The organism is Nonomuraea endophytica (assembly GCF_014203235.1).
GTDB classification, from domain to species: Bacteria; Actinomycetota; Actinomycetes; order Streptosporangiales; family Streptosporangiaceae; genus Nonomuraea; species Nonomuraea endophytica.
In genome coordinates this window covers 17,282-32,286 of sequence record NZ_JACHIN010000013.1, presented here as the reverse complement: position 1 = coordinate 32,286, position 15,005 = coordinate 17,282, and the positions used below count along the sequence as shown (strand labels likewise).

The window sequence follows — 15,005 nt, the reverse complement described above, 5'->3', positions numbered from 1 at the left end:
GTTCGGGAGCGGACGCGCGTTCGCGGACGGGCAGCAGTCCGGTGTACATGTCCTGGGCGGCCACTACAGTCCCTGCCAGGCCCCCGTCCAGGAGGCGAGGTTGGCACGGTCGGTCAGCGTCGTCATCGTCTTCACGCTGACGTCGCTACAACTGAGCTGCATGCCAGGAGGTCGTGCTCGTTAGACAGCGTTCTCGGCGGCGGGCAGGTGGTGTCAGCGATCTGCGGCAAGCGCCTGCAAGCGTGGACCGGCTTGTCTGATGAGGTACGGGTGATTCCTGCGCAGATTGCCCGCGATATAGACGTCCACATCTTCAGTGACAAGTCCACTTTCCAACTCAAGAAGCCGCTCACTCATTCGGAGGAACGCCGCGATCGTTTCATCGTCTCCGTTCTCGACGAAGCTCTCGAAGGATTTGACGGCAACCTCGTAGATGTAGTCAGCTTCAGTTGGAGTCTTCTCGTCGGCGAGCATTGATTCTTCCATCGCCAGGACGGCTTCTTGCACGACGGGAATCGAGGTCAATATGATCTCGCGTGTTCGCGATACCAGCTCTTCGAAGGTGATGAGCTTATCAAGGTCTGGACGTTCCACTGAGACCTCCAAAGTTGTGTTGGATTCTGCTTGAACTGATCATCTAGGTCGGACTATCCGGCGGGCAACACCGCCGCATTACGTCAAAGAAGTAAGTAAGACCACCGAGAGCGCCAAGCACTTTGCTAAGATCCATCATACCTTTAAGGAACCCACTGAGCGGCTTACCCTCAGTTGGGTGCATATAGCTTTTGGCGTTCGGATTCCGTGCCTGACCGTATGGGGCTCAAAATAGGGTTTGGTGTCTGGCCTGCTGGTTCTTGGTGGCTTCAGTTGGCGATCTGGTTCTTGTTGATGAGGCCACCAAGGATGGCTCTGCGGTGGACCCGATGGCTGGCCAGGTCAACTGGCGATGGCGGTCAGGTTTCAGCTTGGGATGGGCTCAGCTGACCGATGCCGCGGTGGGGCTGTGGGCAACAGCACGAACGCTGATCCCCGGAACGCCCCGCCCGACCAGGCGATGAACCCCGGTGCTGGGGACGAATCGTGTTCTTGAGCCCCACAGGCACGACCGTACGGCAGACGGGAAAGAGAGGGCTGCGCTGATTGATTCTGGTTTCCCCGATTGCCGCGACCCCATGCCCGCCCGTAACTAGGGTGAGTTCTGCCATCGTGAGCGCCTGGAGGGGCGGATGAGCGAACCATCCGCTCTGGGGGCGGAAGAACAGATCGCCGCCGCCCGCGACGGTGCGCGCGACTGGTTGCATCACACGGCCAGGCTGTCGGCGCGGGGCGTGGCGTGGGCCGGGCCCCGCGGAATGCTCGTTGGGCTGTGCGCCAGCGCGCTGGTTCCGGTGGCGTTGGCCGAGCCGGGACTGATGGCGCTGGCTGCAGGTCTGAACGTGGTGGGGTCGGTTGGGGCGAACGTGCTGGCTGACATCGTCGGCGCGTCCTTGGCCGCCGCCCGTGCCCGCACACGCGCGTACCCGGAAAAGGAACAAGCGGATGATCCCGAGCAGGTGCGCGAGGAGATCGCCGCCCGGCTGGAAGCGGCGCTGGCGGTTCGAGATCAGCAGGCCGAGGAACTGTCCAGGACACTGGCGGTGGTCCTGGAAAGGATCGGCGCCGGTTCTCTCGTGGTCAGCGAGGCTGTCGCCGGCGGCCAGGCGCAACTTCTTCGCCACCTCACGGCGGGGTTCGCCGAGCTGAGCGGGTTCGGTCCACTGCTGAAAGACCTCGACGCCGCGATCGTCAAGATCCAGCAGAACCTCGCGTGGAAGGACGCGGAATACCGCTTCGACCGAGCCCAGGCTCAGCGGCAGATGGCCCTGTTAGAGGAGGTTCACGAGCAACTGTCCGAGCTGACCCACCCCCTTCGCCCGCTAGGCTCCGGCTCAGCGAGCTCGGCCCTCTGGGAGGGACGCTGCCCCTACCAGGGGCTCGCCCCGTATGGATCGGCCCACGCCGCGGTCTTCCACGGCCGCGGCCAGGACACCGCGCGACTGCTGAGAATGGTCGCCACCCACAGCGCGAACGGGCCCATCATCGTCACCGGGGTGTCGGGGTCGGGCAAATCCTCACTGCTGCACGCTGGATTGCTGCCCGCGATGGGCGCGCCCGGCACCGCGTACGGCACGGCGAACTGGCCCCAGATCACCTTCACTCCCGGCATCCAGCCGCTACGGGAGCTGGCGACCCAACTGGCGGTGCGTTGCAGCACAGACCCTGACCAGGTGCTGGCTGAGCTGCGCGCCGATCCGGCGGAAGCCGCGCTACGGCGGGCGCGGCAGGTTCTGACCGCCGAGCAGATCCACCGCCGGGCCCAGCCGGGTGACGGCACTGCGCGGCTCGTCGTGGCCGTCGACCAGTTCGAGGAGCTGTTCACCCTCGCCGGTCAGGGCGATCAGCCGGCCGATGTCGAGAAGTTCGTGGCCGCGCTGGAGGCACTGGCCACACCAGCCGGTCCCGTCGTGGTGTCCGCCATACGTGGCGATTTTCTGGACCGCTGCTCCGCCTACCCCGTCCTGGCCCGCGCGCTGGAGGAACAGGCGTTCGTGCTGGCCCCGATGAGCGAACAGGATCTACGCCGGGTCATCACCGGACCGGCTGCGGCCGCCGGTCTGCGCGTACAGGACGGCCTGGCCAGCCAGATCGTCGACGACCTGGTTGCCCATGTACGCGGCGCGGGATCGCCGGGGCAGGCGGGCGCGCTGCCTCTGCTGTCGATGGCCATGGTGCGTATTTGGGTCAACCGCGAAGGCACCCGGCTGACTCACGCCTCCTACGACCGTGCCGGCGGTATCACCTCCGCGCTCACCGACACCGCAGAGGACACCTATGCCCGCCTCGATCCCCCACTACGGCAGATCGCCCGGTGCGTCCTCACCGCCCTGACGATCACCGGGGCTGACGGTCAGACCAACCGCAGGGGCGTCCCGCTGAAGGAGCTGACGAGTCGATCCGCGGATGGTGGCCGCGTCCTTCAGGTGGTGGAGGCGTTCACCGGTGCCCGTCTCATGATCGCCATGGCGGCCCCCTCAGGGGGCATGGTCGAGCTTGCCCACGACCTGCTGCTGAGTGCCTGGCCACGTCTGCGGTCCTGGCTCGCCGACGACCAGGCCGAGCGCATTCTTCACGGCCAGCTCGTGCGCGACGCCACGGCATGGGAGGAGTGCGGCCGGGACCCGGCATTCCTGTACCGGGGATCCCGCCTGGAGGACGCACGGAATGCAACCACCCGCTGGCGGGCCGATCCCGGCCGGTATCCGGCCATGAGCATGCCCATGGCCGTCGGCACCTTCCTCCTGTTCAGTGACCGCGCGGCCGCCCGCGGCCGCCGCCTCAGCCGGACGGTGATAGCGCTGCTGGCCGGGCTGCTGGTGATTTCGATCATGACCGCGCTGGCCGCCGTTCGTTTCGGTCGTGAGGCCGACCGGCAGCGCGCTTTCGAGTCGAGGCGCAGTGCGCAGATCCTGTCCCGGCAGGCGGCCGCCCACAGCCAAGCCGTCCTTGGTGACCCCGTCACCTCGGCACGGCTGGCCGTCGCCGCTTGGGCGATCTCGCCGACCGACGAGGCCGCGGCTGGTCTGACCGCCCTGTTGAGCCGGCCTCAGCGTGCCGTCCTCACCGGCCACGGCGACACCGTGAGGTCGGTTGCCTACTCTCCCGATGGCACCCAGCTGACAACCGCCGACCAAGGCGGGGCCCTGCGTGTCTGGGACGCCCGCACCGGCGCCCTGATCGGAACACAGCACGCCGAGTCGGTGGACGCGATGGCCTACTCTCCCGGCGGGAGCCGACTGGCCACCGCCGGCCGTGACGGGACGGTCCGTATCCGCGACTCCCGCACCGGCGTCCCGGTCGGAAGGCCCATCACCGCTCACACGGGCAGAGTGTGGGGAATCGCCTACTCCCCGGACGGCACCCGACTGGCCACCGCCGGAAACGACACGACCGTGCGCCTCTGGGACACCCGCACCGGCACCCAAGTCGGCAGCGCCATGACCGACCACACCAAGCCTCTGACCGCGGTGGCCTACTCTCCGGACGGCACCCAACTGGCCACCGCCGGAGAGGACAATGTCGTCCGCATCTGGAACACCCGCACGGGCGTCCCGGTCGGAAGGCTTATCACCGCTCACACGGGCAGAGTGTGGGGAATCGCCTACTCCCCGGACGGCACCCGACTGGCCACCGCCGGAAACGACACAACGGTGCGCCTCTGGGACACCCGCACCGGCGCCCAGGTCGGCAAACCTCTGATCGGCCACACCGACTGGGTTGGCTCCATAGCGTATTCCCGCGATGGTACCCGGCTGGCCAGCGGTAGTGGCGACCACACCGTGCGGCTCTGGGATGCGCGCACCGGCGCCCCGATCGGCAAACCTCTCACCGACCACACGGGCAAGGTGTGGTCGGTGGCGTTCTCCCCGGACGGCATCCACCTGGCCAGCGGCAGCGGCGACCGTACAGTCCGCGTCTGGGACACCCGAACCGGCACCTCCACAAGCACTTCCCTGGCAAGGCGCACCGGCCGGATCGTGGCACAGGCGTTCTCGCCGGACAGAACCCGGCTGGCCACCGGCGGCAAGCGCGCCGGGAGGATCTGGGATGCCCGAACCGGCACCCCCATCGGCAAACCCTTGACCGGCCACACGGGCCATGTGTGGTCGGTGACCTATTCCCCCGACGGCACGCGGCTGGCCACCGGCAGCGAGGACACAACCGTGCGCATCTGGGACGCCAGTACCGGCGCGCCCATCGGCAAACCCCTGACCGGCCACACCGGCTGGGTGTGGTCGGTGGCGTTCTCGCCGGACGGCACGCGGCTGGCCAGCGCCAGCGAGGACTCAACCGTGCGCCTCTGGGACACCCGCACCGGCACCCCCATCGGCCAACCCTTGACCGGCCACACCGGCCCGGTAGGAGTGACGGTCTTCTCGCCGGACGGCACGCGGCTGGCCACCAGCAGCGAAGACACAACCGTCCGCCTCTGGAACGCCCATACCGGCGCGGCCATCGGCGAACCCTTGACCGGCCACACCAGTTGGGTCGGATCGATCGCGTACTCCCCCGACGGCGCCCGGCTGGCCACTGGCAGCGAGGACAACTCACTGCGGATCTGGGACACTCGCACCGGCACCTTGATCGGCACGCCGCTGACCGGCCATACCGGCACCGTGGCGGCAGTGGCCTTCTCCCCCGACGGCACGCGGCTGGCGAGCAGCGGCGGCAACGGGGCAGTACGCGTCTGGGACGCCCGCACCGGCACCCCGATCGGGACACCGCTCACCGGCCATACCGGCACCGTGACGGCAGCGACCTTCTCCCCCGACGGCACCCGGCTGATCACCGCTGCCGAGGACAAAACGGTGCGTGTATGGGAGGTCGCCCTTCCCTCGGATCTCCTGAACGCCGCGTGCGCCATCGCAGGCCGAGGATTCACCGCCGCGGAATGGCGACGCCGACTCCCCGACGCACCCCACCTGCGCACCTGCCCGCCACCCGGTTGAGGCAAAGCTCTGCCCGAAGCGGCACCTTGAGGATGCGGGTGCCTGCGGTCATGAAGACCCCGGGTGAGGAACGTTCCCAGGTGACACAACCGGCCCGCCCGCGTCCGCGACACCTGTCGGTCACAGCCGCACGAGGAACCCGTCCACGACGAGCGTGCGGGCCAGCTCGATCTGTTGCGCCTCGGACAACTCCGGCAGGTCGCGTACCTCGAACGGCTCGGTGTTGCCCGACAGGAACAGCATCGCGGCCCGATGGTCCGCGTCGGCGTTCACCAGCGACTGCGCGAACTGCAGTGCGACGCCGTCCGCCATCATCAGCACGCGCGAGTAGAGCGGCTGATACTTGACCACGCGGGTCCGCCCGTCGATCCGGGGCGCCTCGACGGCATTGGTGACCAACTGCCCGACGGGCCGGCATCGGCCACGCCGTACCAGAGCGTCTCCCAGAGCCCCGAAACCTTCGGCCATGACGGCCGGGTCCTCGATCGCCCTGGCCATGTCGCGCAGGAGGCCGTCGAGGCTCGCGCGGACGCCCACGTCGTCGACGTGCCGCGGCGGCAGCTGGGCGAGGACCCGGTCGTCCCGATAGCTCAGCGACTCGAGGGCCTCGGTGATGAGCTTCAGCACGGTCGGTGCGTGGATCCCGACGGTGAGGTGGATGGACGGCTCGGCGTTGGCCGTGGCGGCATGGACGCGGCCGCGCGGGAGGTACAGCACATCCCCCGCGTTGAGCCGCAGGACGGCCGGCGCCGGGAGGCCGGACGCGACGACCTTCTCCCGGCGTCGCATCTTGTGCGGCGGTACGCCCGCGTCGCCGTGGACATGCCAGGTCTTGGATCCCCGGACCTGGAGGACCAGCACGTCGTGGTCGTCGTAATGAGGCAGGAAGCCCCGCGACCCGGGTGGCGTGATGTAGGCGTTGACCTGTGTCTCGAAGTTCAGCTCGACCTCGAGGCCGTGGGCCAGCGTGGCGATGGCGGGCACGTAACGCTCGACACCGTTGAGGACGATGGTGTCGCCGTCCGCGAAGGCGTTGCGGATCCGGACGAGGTCGACGGTGCCGTCGGCGAACCGGTAGGAGTCGGGGCTCCTGTGGTCGTCCTCCCGCACGACCACCACCGCGGACGGCTCCGGCCGGACGATCTCCAGGACGTCCTCGACGGCGGCCGGGCCGAACAGGCTGTCGAAGTAGTCTTCGCGGCCGCGTTCGACGTGGTAGTGCGTGACGCCCCACACCTTCTGCAGGAAGGTCTCCACCGTGAGTGGCTGGAGCAACTGGGCCAGCGTGAATTCGACGGTCATGCGTTCCCAAACTTTGCCGTGATCAGTTCACCGGGATAGCCGTTGCGCACCAGTTCATCGCAGACGTACTGGTACATCACCTTGTAGGCGTCGCAGTACACCGACGGGTTGTCGAACCCGTTCCGCTTCGAGAAGCGGTTCTCCAGGTCGCCACCGCGGCAGACCTGCCGCCACCGGCACCCGGCGCACCCTCCGGGCAGGGTGTTGAAGGTCTCCTCGACCTCCAGGAAGACCGGTTCGGCGAGGAACTCGCGCAGGCTGGTGTCGCCGGTGGAGCACACTGGCGTCCCGGAGTACCAGCCCAGTGCGGGGATGAACGTGTCATCGATCGCGACGGTCCCGTCGCTGCGCGCGATGACGACCTGGTTCTCCTTGCGCGGCCGCCGGAATGCCTGGCCGGGGGCCACGTCCGGCCGGAAGTGGTCGAGCATCTGGTCGACGAAGCGGATGTGCACATCCGTGTTGTCTTCGCTGAACCATGCGTGGAAGAGATCCGAGAGGCACGAGCCATACTGCTTCGCCGCGCCCGAGGAGATGAACTCGACGTCGTCGGCGTTCCTGTCGGGAAGCAGGAAGGTCATGTCCCGCACGCCCAGCGCCCGCAGATAGCGGTAGACCTCGCGATAGTCGTTGTCACCGTGCATGACGCTGACGGTCGACGGCAGCGGAGTCCCCGGCCCATGGGCCGCGACGAGCCGCCGGATCGCGTCCTCCGTCCGGCCGAAGCTCGAACGACCGTGGCGGTCGAGGCGGAAGCGGTCGTTGACCGCCTGCGGCCCGTCGATGCTGACGCCCACGGCGACGCCGTGCTCGGCGAAGGCCGCGATCCACTGGTCATCGAGCAGCGTGCCGTTCGTCTGGATGCTCAGCAGGACGCTCGCGACCGGCTCGATGATCTCCCGGAGGCGCCGGCACGCCTCACCGAACCTCCTGACCCCGATGAGGGTCGGTTCGCCGCCGTGGAAAGCGATCTTCGCGCACGGGATGCGGAGCTCTTCACAGCCCTGGGCGATCCAGCGGGCGAGCGCCTCCGTGACATCGCCGGAGGCGAGTGACGGCCTGTCGAACGCCGTCTCCTCGCCCATGTTGAAGTAGTAGCAGTACGTGCAGTTGATGTTGCAGCGTTCGGCCACCTTGTAGACGACCTGGAGCGCCTCGATCGAGCCCGGCTCCGCGGGGCTCCACGCCGGCCGGACCACCCTCTCCGTCACTGCGCGGGCCTACACCAGCCGGGCCTGGTCGTAATTCCCGCCGCCGCTCTGGCTGTAATTGCCGCCGCCCCGCTGCGTGTAATTACCACCGTGCTGGTTGTAGTCGAGGGAACCCGCGATTACCTCGCCCGGCGCGATGATTCCGTTCAGGATGCTTTCCCCGAGGATCTTACGACCCTCGGTGGACAGCGTCGTCCGGCCTTTCGATACCTTCTCGTCATTCGCTTCTGGCATGACGGAATCTCCTTTCATATCAGTTTTCACGTTTCTTACGATCAGGGGGCACACCGCACAGGCACTCGGACCGGCCTGCGCGAACCAGCGACATGCTCTCCGGATCGAACAAACCGGCAGGGATTCTGCGGCGGCCCCGAATGCCAGGGCGTCGTCGATCACCGCGCACCGCTCGCCGGTCCAGTTCCTGCAGCCGCTCTCGACGCAGGGCTGGGCGAACCGGAAACGCTCCTCAGGAGTCCGACCTTCGGCAGCGCCGGCCACAAAGTCGTCATCGACCTTGAGAGCTGGCCGTATGTATCCCAGCCGACCGGAGGCATCGAGGACTCCCAACAGGATCGCGTCCTTCTCGCACCGGGCGCTCGGGCAGAGGATCTCCGCCGCCTTCTCCCCGTGGACGCTCACCGCGTCAGCTCCCGAAGTCCGGCTTCCTGAGCCCGGTGGCCGCGATCTGCTCGCCGGAGATCTCGACCGTCCAGATTCCCTGCGTCCCCCCGCCGCCGCTTCCTCCCCGTGCGGCCAGGATGGGATTGTTGATCCATGCCCTGTCGCTCAGGTCGACGTTCGCGAGCTCGACGGCCACCGCTTTCTGCACGGCTTGGTTGATCCTGCTGACCACGCTTTCGTCGAGCTCGAAATCGAGCACCACACGAAATTCATGTCGCGCCACGGCCGCCTCCCCCACAGTGTTTCCCGGGCGTCTATTCCACTGCGGCTCCGGCCACAACCATGGGAAAACCGAGACGTTACCCTCTTTGTTCGATGAATAGCGTCGCCGGGGCGCGGGATCACCCAATGCGGACGTTCCTGCTGGTCGGGGAGGGAGGCGCCCTTCAGCACGCCCATCCAGCATCAGCGTCTGGGCGCGGGCGGCGCGAGGCGACGCCGTCATGGTCCTGCGCCCCGAAGACGCCGACGGCGTCAACAACGTCTTCGACGAGTTCTTCTCAGACGTACGGCTGCCGCCGCTGCGTGAGCGAGCTGACTGATCGTCGGACCTGACCCAGCCTCCCGGGACGACCGCCCGGAGCCGAAGGCGCGGCGGGACTGCGCGAGCCGGCCGCGGCCAATCCGATCACCCGGGCGGCGGGCCGACCGGTTGTGGCGCTTCGTCCGCGCCGAGAGGCGATGATCGGCCTCAGGTCGGGATCCAGTTGCCGTGGAAGCCCGTGGGGATGCGCACCGGGACGTGTACCTCGGCGAGCGGAGGTGCGGCCAGGTCGGCAGCGTCCAGGATGGCCAGGTAGCTCGTGCCGGCGCCACGGTCGTGCGCGAACGTCATCAGGAAGCCCTCGTTCTCACCGGTCCCGGATCGGGGTACGAAGACGGCCTCGCCACACGTGTGGCCTGGAGGGAGGCGGTGCACCGCCCGTTCGCCTCCGCTGGTGAGGTCGTAGGCGTAGATCCGCGACCGCTCGGGCTCGGCGTCCAGGGAGAAGCTCGTCGTGTAGCCGTAGCGGTGAGGGAGCCCGAGCTTCGAGTCGGCCACCCGTGGGTATTCGCTGGGCGCGTCGTCGAGCGCTTCCTCGGCGACCGCGCCCGACCTCAGGTCCAGCGTCCAGCGGTACACGAGCGGGAGTCCGCCCTCCAGGTCGTCGGCGCCGCCGCGCCACAGCGAGGGGACGCGGGTGCCGGTGACGGTGATCGTGTCGCCTCGCGGGTCCTCGAAGGCGTTCATGGTGTGCCACACGTAGCACGGAGCAACGTCGAACCAGCGTACGGGCGCGTTGTCGCCGGCCGTACGCGCCAGCACGCCGAACCGGGCGCGGTGCGCGTCATCCCAGCGCCACGGCGGCCCGCCCGCCGCAGCCTGGGCGGAGTCGAAGACGACCGGCAGGTCCATGAAGATCACGTGGTCGCGGGTGATGGCGAAGTCGTGCATCATCGTCGCGCGCGGCACGTCCACGACCCGCGTCTGCACTACCTCGCCGGCGGGCGAGACGCGGTAGCAGGTCAGGTACGGCGGGCGTAACTGATAGCCGAAGAACAGCAGCTCACCCGTGATCGGGCAGGTCTTCGGGTGTGCGGTCATCGGGGTCCGGAGGGCTCCGTCGAAGGTGTACGCCCCGATCGTGGCGAGGTCCGGCGTCACCTCGTACGGGAAGCCACCCTCTTCCAGCGCGAACAACCGGCCCGCGTGTGCGATCAGATGGGTGTTGGCCGTGGTGACCCGGTAGTCGATCCGGCTCGTCTCCTGGTCGAAGGCGAGAGCGAATCGGGACTGTCCGGGGTGCTCGTACATCGGCGTGCGCACGTACCGGTTGCGATACCAGCGGGCCCTGCCGCCGTCGAGCGCGATGGTGTGAATCATTCCGTCGCCCGCGAAGGAGTGCGGCGACCAGCCGGTACGCGGGTTGGGCCCGTTGCGGAAGAACTGCCCGCTCAGCTCGGCCGGGATTTCGCCGACGACCTTGAGAGGCTTCAGGGTCACCTCGTCGGCGACCGGGGCATTGTTGCCCGCGAGATGCAGCGGCACCGTTTCGGACATGCTGAAACTCCTATCGGCATGTGGTGGAGACGCCCACAACCGTGCACGAAGGAATCCGCGGATAACAGTCTTGTTCTTCCCGCCCGCCTCAGCCGCCCGAAAAGAGCCCAGGTGAGAGCCCCATGAGAAACCCGCACGGGCCGCCGGGAAGCCCTCAGACGGGGCGAGACCAATCCGGGACAAGGTCCTCTCACGGAGGCTAGCCTTGAGCCATAGCCGGGCGTCCCCCAAGGTCCGCCCATGACCGACCGTCGAGGTCGGCATGGGAGCCTGCCCGCGCCGATGACATGGCGCAGGCCCTGTGGTCCGAGCTCGCACGCAAGCACCGCGTCTCCCGCGAACGGCCCGACACGTGGACCATCGCGGAACCTCGCGGCTTGGGCGCGCTGCGGAAGGCCGGTGCCTTCGACAGGCTCGCCTCCCCATCTGTCGTGGCCGCGATCGACGCGCTGCCGGGGCGCGCGGACTGGCCTCAGCCGTTCAGCCGGGGTGACCCGCTCGTCACGTTCCCGACGCCGGGCGTATGGGACGTGCCGCTCAGCGGCCGGCACATCGACTTCCCCGCCAGGAGCGCCCTGCTGCTGAAGTGGCTGGGCTACCTCGCCCCCGTCGAGCCGGCAGGAGGCGGCACCGTGGTCCTGGCCGGTTCACACCGGCTGGTCGCGCACTTCCTCCGGCGGGCAGGCGAGGCGGAGCCGGGCCGTTCACCCACCGTCCGCGACGCGATCTTCGACGCACATCCTTGGCTGAACGGCATCCGCCGCCCGGGGCCCGCGACCGAACGCGTCGCGCGGTTCGTCGAGCGGGGAGCGCACCGGCGGACTGGCCTGACCCCTCATGCTCGACCACCACCTCTCCGTGGATCCTCTGAGAGCCGAACTCATCCGCCACTGCGCCATGAGCGTCGAAGGTAGCTAGTCATGATCGATCTGCCCGCTTGGTCACGTATCCGCCAAGCCGCACGCGCCGATGTCAGGGCACTTCGTCTCCGGCAAGACGTCGCCTGTCGTCATGGCCGTCCCTATCATCTCGCCATGGTGTCGAACATGGTGCCCCGGCTCGGCCGGCGGGCGGTGCTCGTGGCCGCCGGCGGGCTGCTGGCCGGGTGCGCCGCGGGACCGGAGGCCGACGAGGTACGGCTGCGCCTGGCGACGGGCCCGGCTGGGGCGGTGTACCGGCGGATCGGCGGCGCGCTGGCCGAGCACGTCTCGCAGCAGGTGCCGGGCGTGACCATGAGCACGGTGCCGAGCGGTGCGTCCACCGACAACATCCGGATGTTGCGCGCCGGGGAGGTCCACCTCGGGTTGTCCAGCCTCGACGCGCTCATCACCACCGACGGCGGCGCGCCCCCGGGGCTGTCCGCGGTCTGCCGGCTCTACGACAGCCATCTGCATCTCGTGGTCATGGCCGGATCGCCGATCAGGGCGCTGCGCGACCTCGTGGGCAGGCGGGTCTCCCTGGGTGCGCGTGACTCGGGCACGGAGTTCACCTCGCGGCGGGTGCTGGACCTGAGCCGGGTCGCGGCGGAGGTCCGGCTCCTGAGCCAGGCGGAGTCGGCGCCGGCTTTGCGGGACGGGGCGATCGACGCGATGTTCTCGCTGACCGGGGTCCCGACTCCGGCGATCACGGAACTGGCGCTGCGGCACCGGGTGCGGCTGATCCCGCTCGACTCGCAGGTGGACGCGCTCTTCACCGCCTATCCCGGCCCATACAGCCCGGGGACGATCCCGGCGACCGCCTACGCGGGGGTCCCGGCGACGCCCGCCGTCGCCGTGCCGAACATGTTGCTCGTGCGCGACGACGTGGCCGCCGATCTGGTGTATGCCATCGCCGACGCGATCTTCACGCACACCCGGGCGATCACCGGGGGCGGGAGCTCCGGTCCCGAGGCGGTGCCGGAGGCGTGGCACATCAACGTGCGTACCGGGATCTCCACCGGCCCGGTGCCACTGCACCCGGGCGCGGCCGCGTGGTTCCGCGACCGCAAGCACTGACCGGCCGCCATCTATTCGGCCTCGTCCCGTACGGCCGGCAGTGTGATCACCGTCGCGAAGCCGTATCCCCGGCCGTGGGTGGAGCCGTCGGGGCGCGGCAGCCCGTCCTCGATGCGCAGCCCGCCCCCGGCCGCGCCGACCAGGTCGGCGCTGATCGCCAGGCCCAGACCGGTTCCCGGGATGTTCTGGTGCCGGGGTGAGCGCCAGAAGCGCTGCAACGCCTGGCCCCGTTCGGGCTCGTCCATGCCCTGGCCGTCGTCGCGGACGGCGATCGTGATCACCTCGTCGCGGGCGCGGGCGGAGACCTCCACGAGGCCCGCGTCCGACAACCGCAGCGCGTTGCTGACCAGCTCGTCCAGGATGCTGCCCAGCCCGCCGGAGGGCTCCAGGACCCGCAGGCCCGGCGGCACGTCGACCGACAGCCGTTGCCCCGCCGTACCCGTCAGTGCCCGCCAGCGCTCCACCCGGGTGGCCAGGACCTCGTCGAGGTTGACGGGCGAAGCCGTACGGATGCTCTCCATGCGGGCGCTGGCCTGCAGTGAGTTGAGCAGGTCCTGCATCGCCTTGGCCTCGTCGACGGCCATCTCGTAGACCGGCCGCCCCTCCGCCCGGAGATACGGCTCGACGCTCTCCACCGCCAGGCGCAGGCTGGTCAGGGGGTTGCGCAGCTGGTGGGAGGCGTCGGAGACGAACGCCCGCTGCCGCCTGACCGCGTTCTCGACCGCGTCCATCATCGTGTTGAACGAGCCCGCGAGGCGCCGCAGCTCCATCGGGCCCGCCTCGGCGTCCGCCCGGATCGTGAGATCGCCCTGGGAGATGCGCGAGCTGGCCGCGTCCAGCTCGCGCACGGGGCGGAGCACCCACGCCGACACCGGCCAGGCGACGGCCACCAGGCCCATGAGCGGCAGCAATCCGAGTCCGGCCAGCTGGGCCCAGCGGACGAGGATGCGGTGCCTGGTTTTCGACAGGTCCGAAATGGTGACGACCGCGCCGACGACCTCGCTGTCGCGGCCCACCGGCTCGGCGACGACCAGGGCGGCGTCGTCCCACGGCGCCCACTCCCCCGACGGCTCCGAGCGTGTGCCTGCCAGTGCCGCCGTCACGATCCTGGGCAGGGCCGGCTGGGCCCGCGCCGCCTCCAGATAGGCGCCCGACGTCCCCAGCAGCACCGCGCCCGAGGTGTCGATGACGGCGGCCCGGATGCCGTAAAGCTCGTGGTAGGTGGCGAGCTCCTGCTGCAGCGCCTGCGTCCGGCCCGTCGACAGGGCGGCATCGGCCAGCGAGGCGAAGCGGCCCGCGTCGTTGAGCCGGTCGACGTAGGTCTCCTGCATCTCCCGCTCGGCCACCGTGACGCTGAGCGGCGCCCCGAGCGCCACGACGAGCAGTACCGCGAGGGGTACCAGGACGACCAGCAGGCGGCGGTGCACGGCGGGTCAGGCCTGGACCCGGTAGCCGACCCCGTGGACCGTCCGGATGGGAACCGCCGGACCGAGTTTGTGGCGGACCGCGGCGATGTGGGTGTCCAGGGTACGGCTGGAGGCCTCCCAGGCCGCGCCCCAGACCTGGTCGAGGATGGCCTCGCGGCTGACCACGTTCGGCGCCCGGCGGGCCAGCAGCAGGAGTAACTCGAACTCCTTACGGGTCAGCGCCATGGGCACGCCGTCGACGCTCACCTCCCTGGTGCCCAGGACGATCCGCAGCGGGCCCAGTACCAGCGGCTCGTCCGGGTGACTCAGCGACCGGGCGACCCTGGTGCGCCTCAGGACGGCGTCGATCCTGGCCAGCAACTCGGGGACCCCGAACGGCTTGACGATGTAGTCGTCCGCGCCGGCGCGGAGCCCGCGTACCCGCTCGTGCTCCTCGGAGCGCGCCGTCACCGCGATGACCGCGGTCTCCGGACGGTCGCGCAGCTTGCGGATCACGTCGAGCCCGTCGCCATCGGGCAGCCCCAGGTCGACGAGGACCACATCGGCCGGCTCAGCCTGTACGGCTTCCGCCGCGGTGGCGATGCGGCTGACGTCGAACCCCGACTGAGTCAGCACGGTCATCAGCGCCCGAGCCACGCGGTCGTCATCCTCGATGATGGTGATCCGCATGAAGGCGGATTGTAGGGGTATGCCCGATGTTTGTGTTACCCCCAAATTTCTTGGGATTCTTTTGACACCATCCGCGTTCCCGCCATCCCAGACTTAGGCCGCGCGCTACGACACCTGCGCCTGCCCTGCCGAGG

11 protein-coding genes are annotated in these 15,005 nt (G+C 69.1%); 3 read left to right on the top strand and 8 right to left on the bottom strand.

Going from position 1 to position 15,005, the window contains the following annotated elements; all coding sequences use genetic code 11:
- Positions 1-213 precede the first annotated feature (213 nt).
- Complete coding sequence (locus HNR40_RS38390) at positions 214-594, bottom strand: hypothetical protein (protein WP_184970391.1); 381 nt, start codon at positions 592-594, stop codon at positions 214-216.
- A gap of 632 nt (positions 595-1,226) precedes the next feature.
- Here HNR40_RS38390 and HNR40_RS38385 point away from each other — a divergent pair.
- Positions 1,227-5,546: a WD40 repeat domain-containing protein gene (locus HNR40_RS38385; protein ID WP_184970389.1), complete on the top strand. Its 4,320-nt coding sequence runs from the start codon at positions 1,227-1,229 to the stop codon at positions 5,544-5,546.
- A 120-nt stretch (positions 5,547-5,666) separates the two neighbouring features.
- Here the strand turns inward: HNR40_RS38385 and HNR40_RS38380 are convergent, their stop codons facing one another.
- From HNR40_RS38380 to HNR40_RS38360, 5 genes are all read right to left on the bottom strand, one after another.
- Positions 5,667-6,848, bottom strand: a complete 1,182-nt coding sequence (locus HNR40_RS38380) for a cupin domain-containing protein (protein WP_184970387.1) — start codon at positions 6,846-6,848, stop codon at positions 5,667-5,669.
- The gene (locus HNR40_RS38375; RefSeq protein WP_221341351.1) at positions 6,845-8,059 is read right to left on the bottom strand and encodes a radical SAM protein; all 1,215 of its coding nucleotides are present in this window, start codon (positions 8,057-8,059) and stop codon (positions 6,845-6,847) included. Before HNR40_RS38375 ends, HNR40_RS38380 begins: the two co-directional genes overlap by 4 nt.
- A gap of 9 nt (positions 8,060-8,068) precedes the next feature.
- A complete protein-coding gene (locus HNR40_RS53895; protein ID WP_221341350.1) occupies positions 8,069-8,698 on the bottom strand; it encodes a hypothetical protein in 630 nt (209 codons plus the stop codon).
- A gap of 4 nt (positions 8,699-8,702) precedes the next feature.
- A complete protein-coding gene (locus HNR40_RS38365) occupies positions 8,703-8,963 on the bottom strand; it encodes a hypothetical protein (protein ID WP_184970385.1) in 261 nt (86 codons plus the stop codon).
- 468 nt (positions 8,964-9,431) lie between these two features.
- Positions 9,432-10,781, bottom strand: coding sequence for a carotenoid oxygenase family protein (locus tag HNR40_RS38360; protein WP_184970383.1), 1,350 nt, complete (start codon positions 10,779-10,781; stop codon positions 9,432-9,434).
- Between the two features lie 287 nt (positions 10,782-11,068).
- Between HNR40_RS38360 and HNR40_RS38355 the strand changes: the two genes are divergently transcribed.
- Together HNR40_RS38355 and HNR40_RS38350 are read left to right on the top strand one after the other, a co-directional pair.
- Positions 11,069-11,695 carry a hypothetical protein gene (locus tag HNR40_RS38355; protein WP_184970381.1) on the top strand — a complete coding sequence of 209 codons (627 nt, stop codon included), beginning with the start codon at positions 11,069-11,071 and terminating at the stop codon, positions 11,693-11,695.
- A gap of 120 nt (positions 11,696-11,815) precedes the next feature.
- Positions 11,816-12,775 (top strand): TAXI family TRAP transporter solute-binding subunit, encoded by a 960-nt coding sequence (locus tag HNR40_RS38350; RefSeq protein WP_246509952.1) that lies wholly within the window; start codon positions 11,816-11,818, stop codon positions 12,773-12,775.
- A gap of 11 nt (positions 12,776-12,786) precedes the next feature.
- Here HNR40_RS38350 and HNR40_RS38345 read toward each other — a convergent pair whose 3' ends face one another.
- A complete protein-coding gene (locus HNR40_RS38345) occupies positions 12,787-14,202 on the bottom strand; it encodes a sensor histidine kinase (protein WP_184970379.1) in 1,416 nt (471 codons plus the stop codon).
- 6 nt (positions 14,203-14,208) lie between these two features.
- Positions 14,209-14,871: a response regulator transcription factor gene (locus tag HNR40_RS38340; protein ID WP_184970377.1), complete on the bottom strand. Its 663-nt coding sequence runs from the start codon at positions 14,869-14,871 to the stop codon at positions 14,209-14,211.
- Between the last annotated feature and the right edge of the window lie 134 nt (positions 14,872-15,005).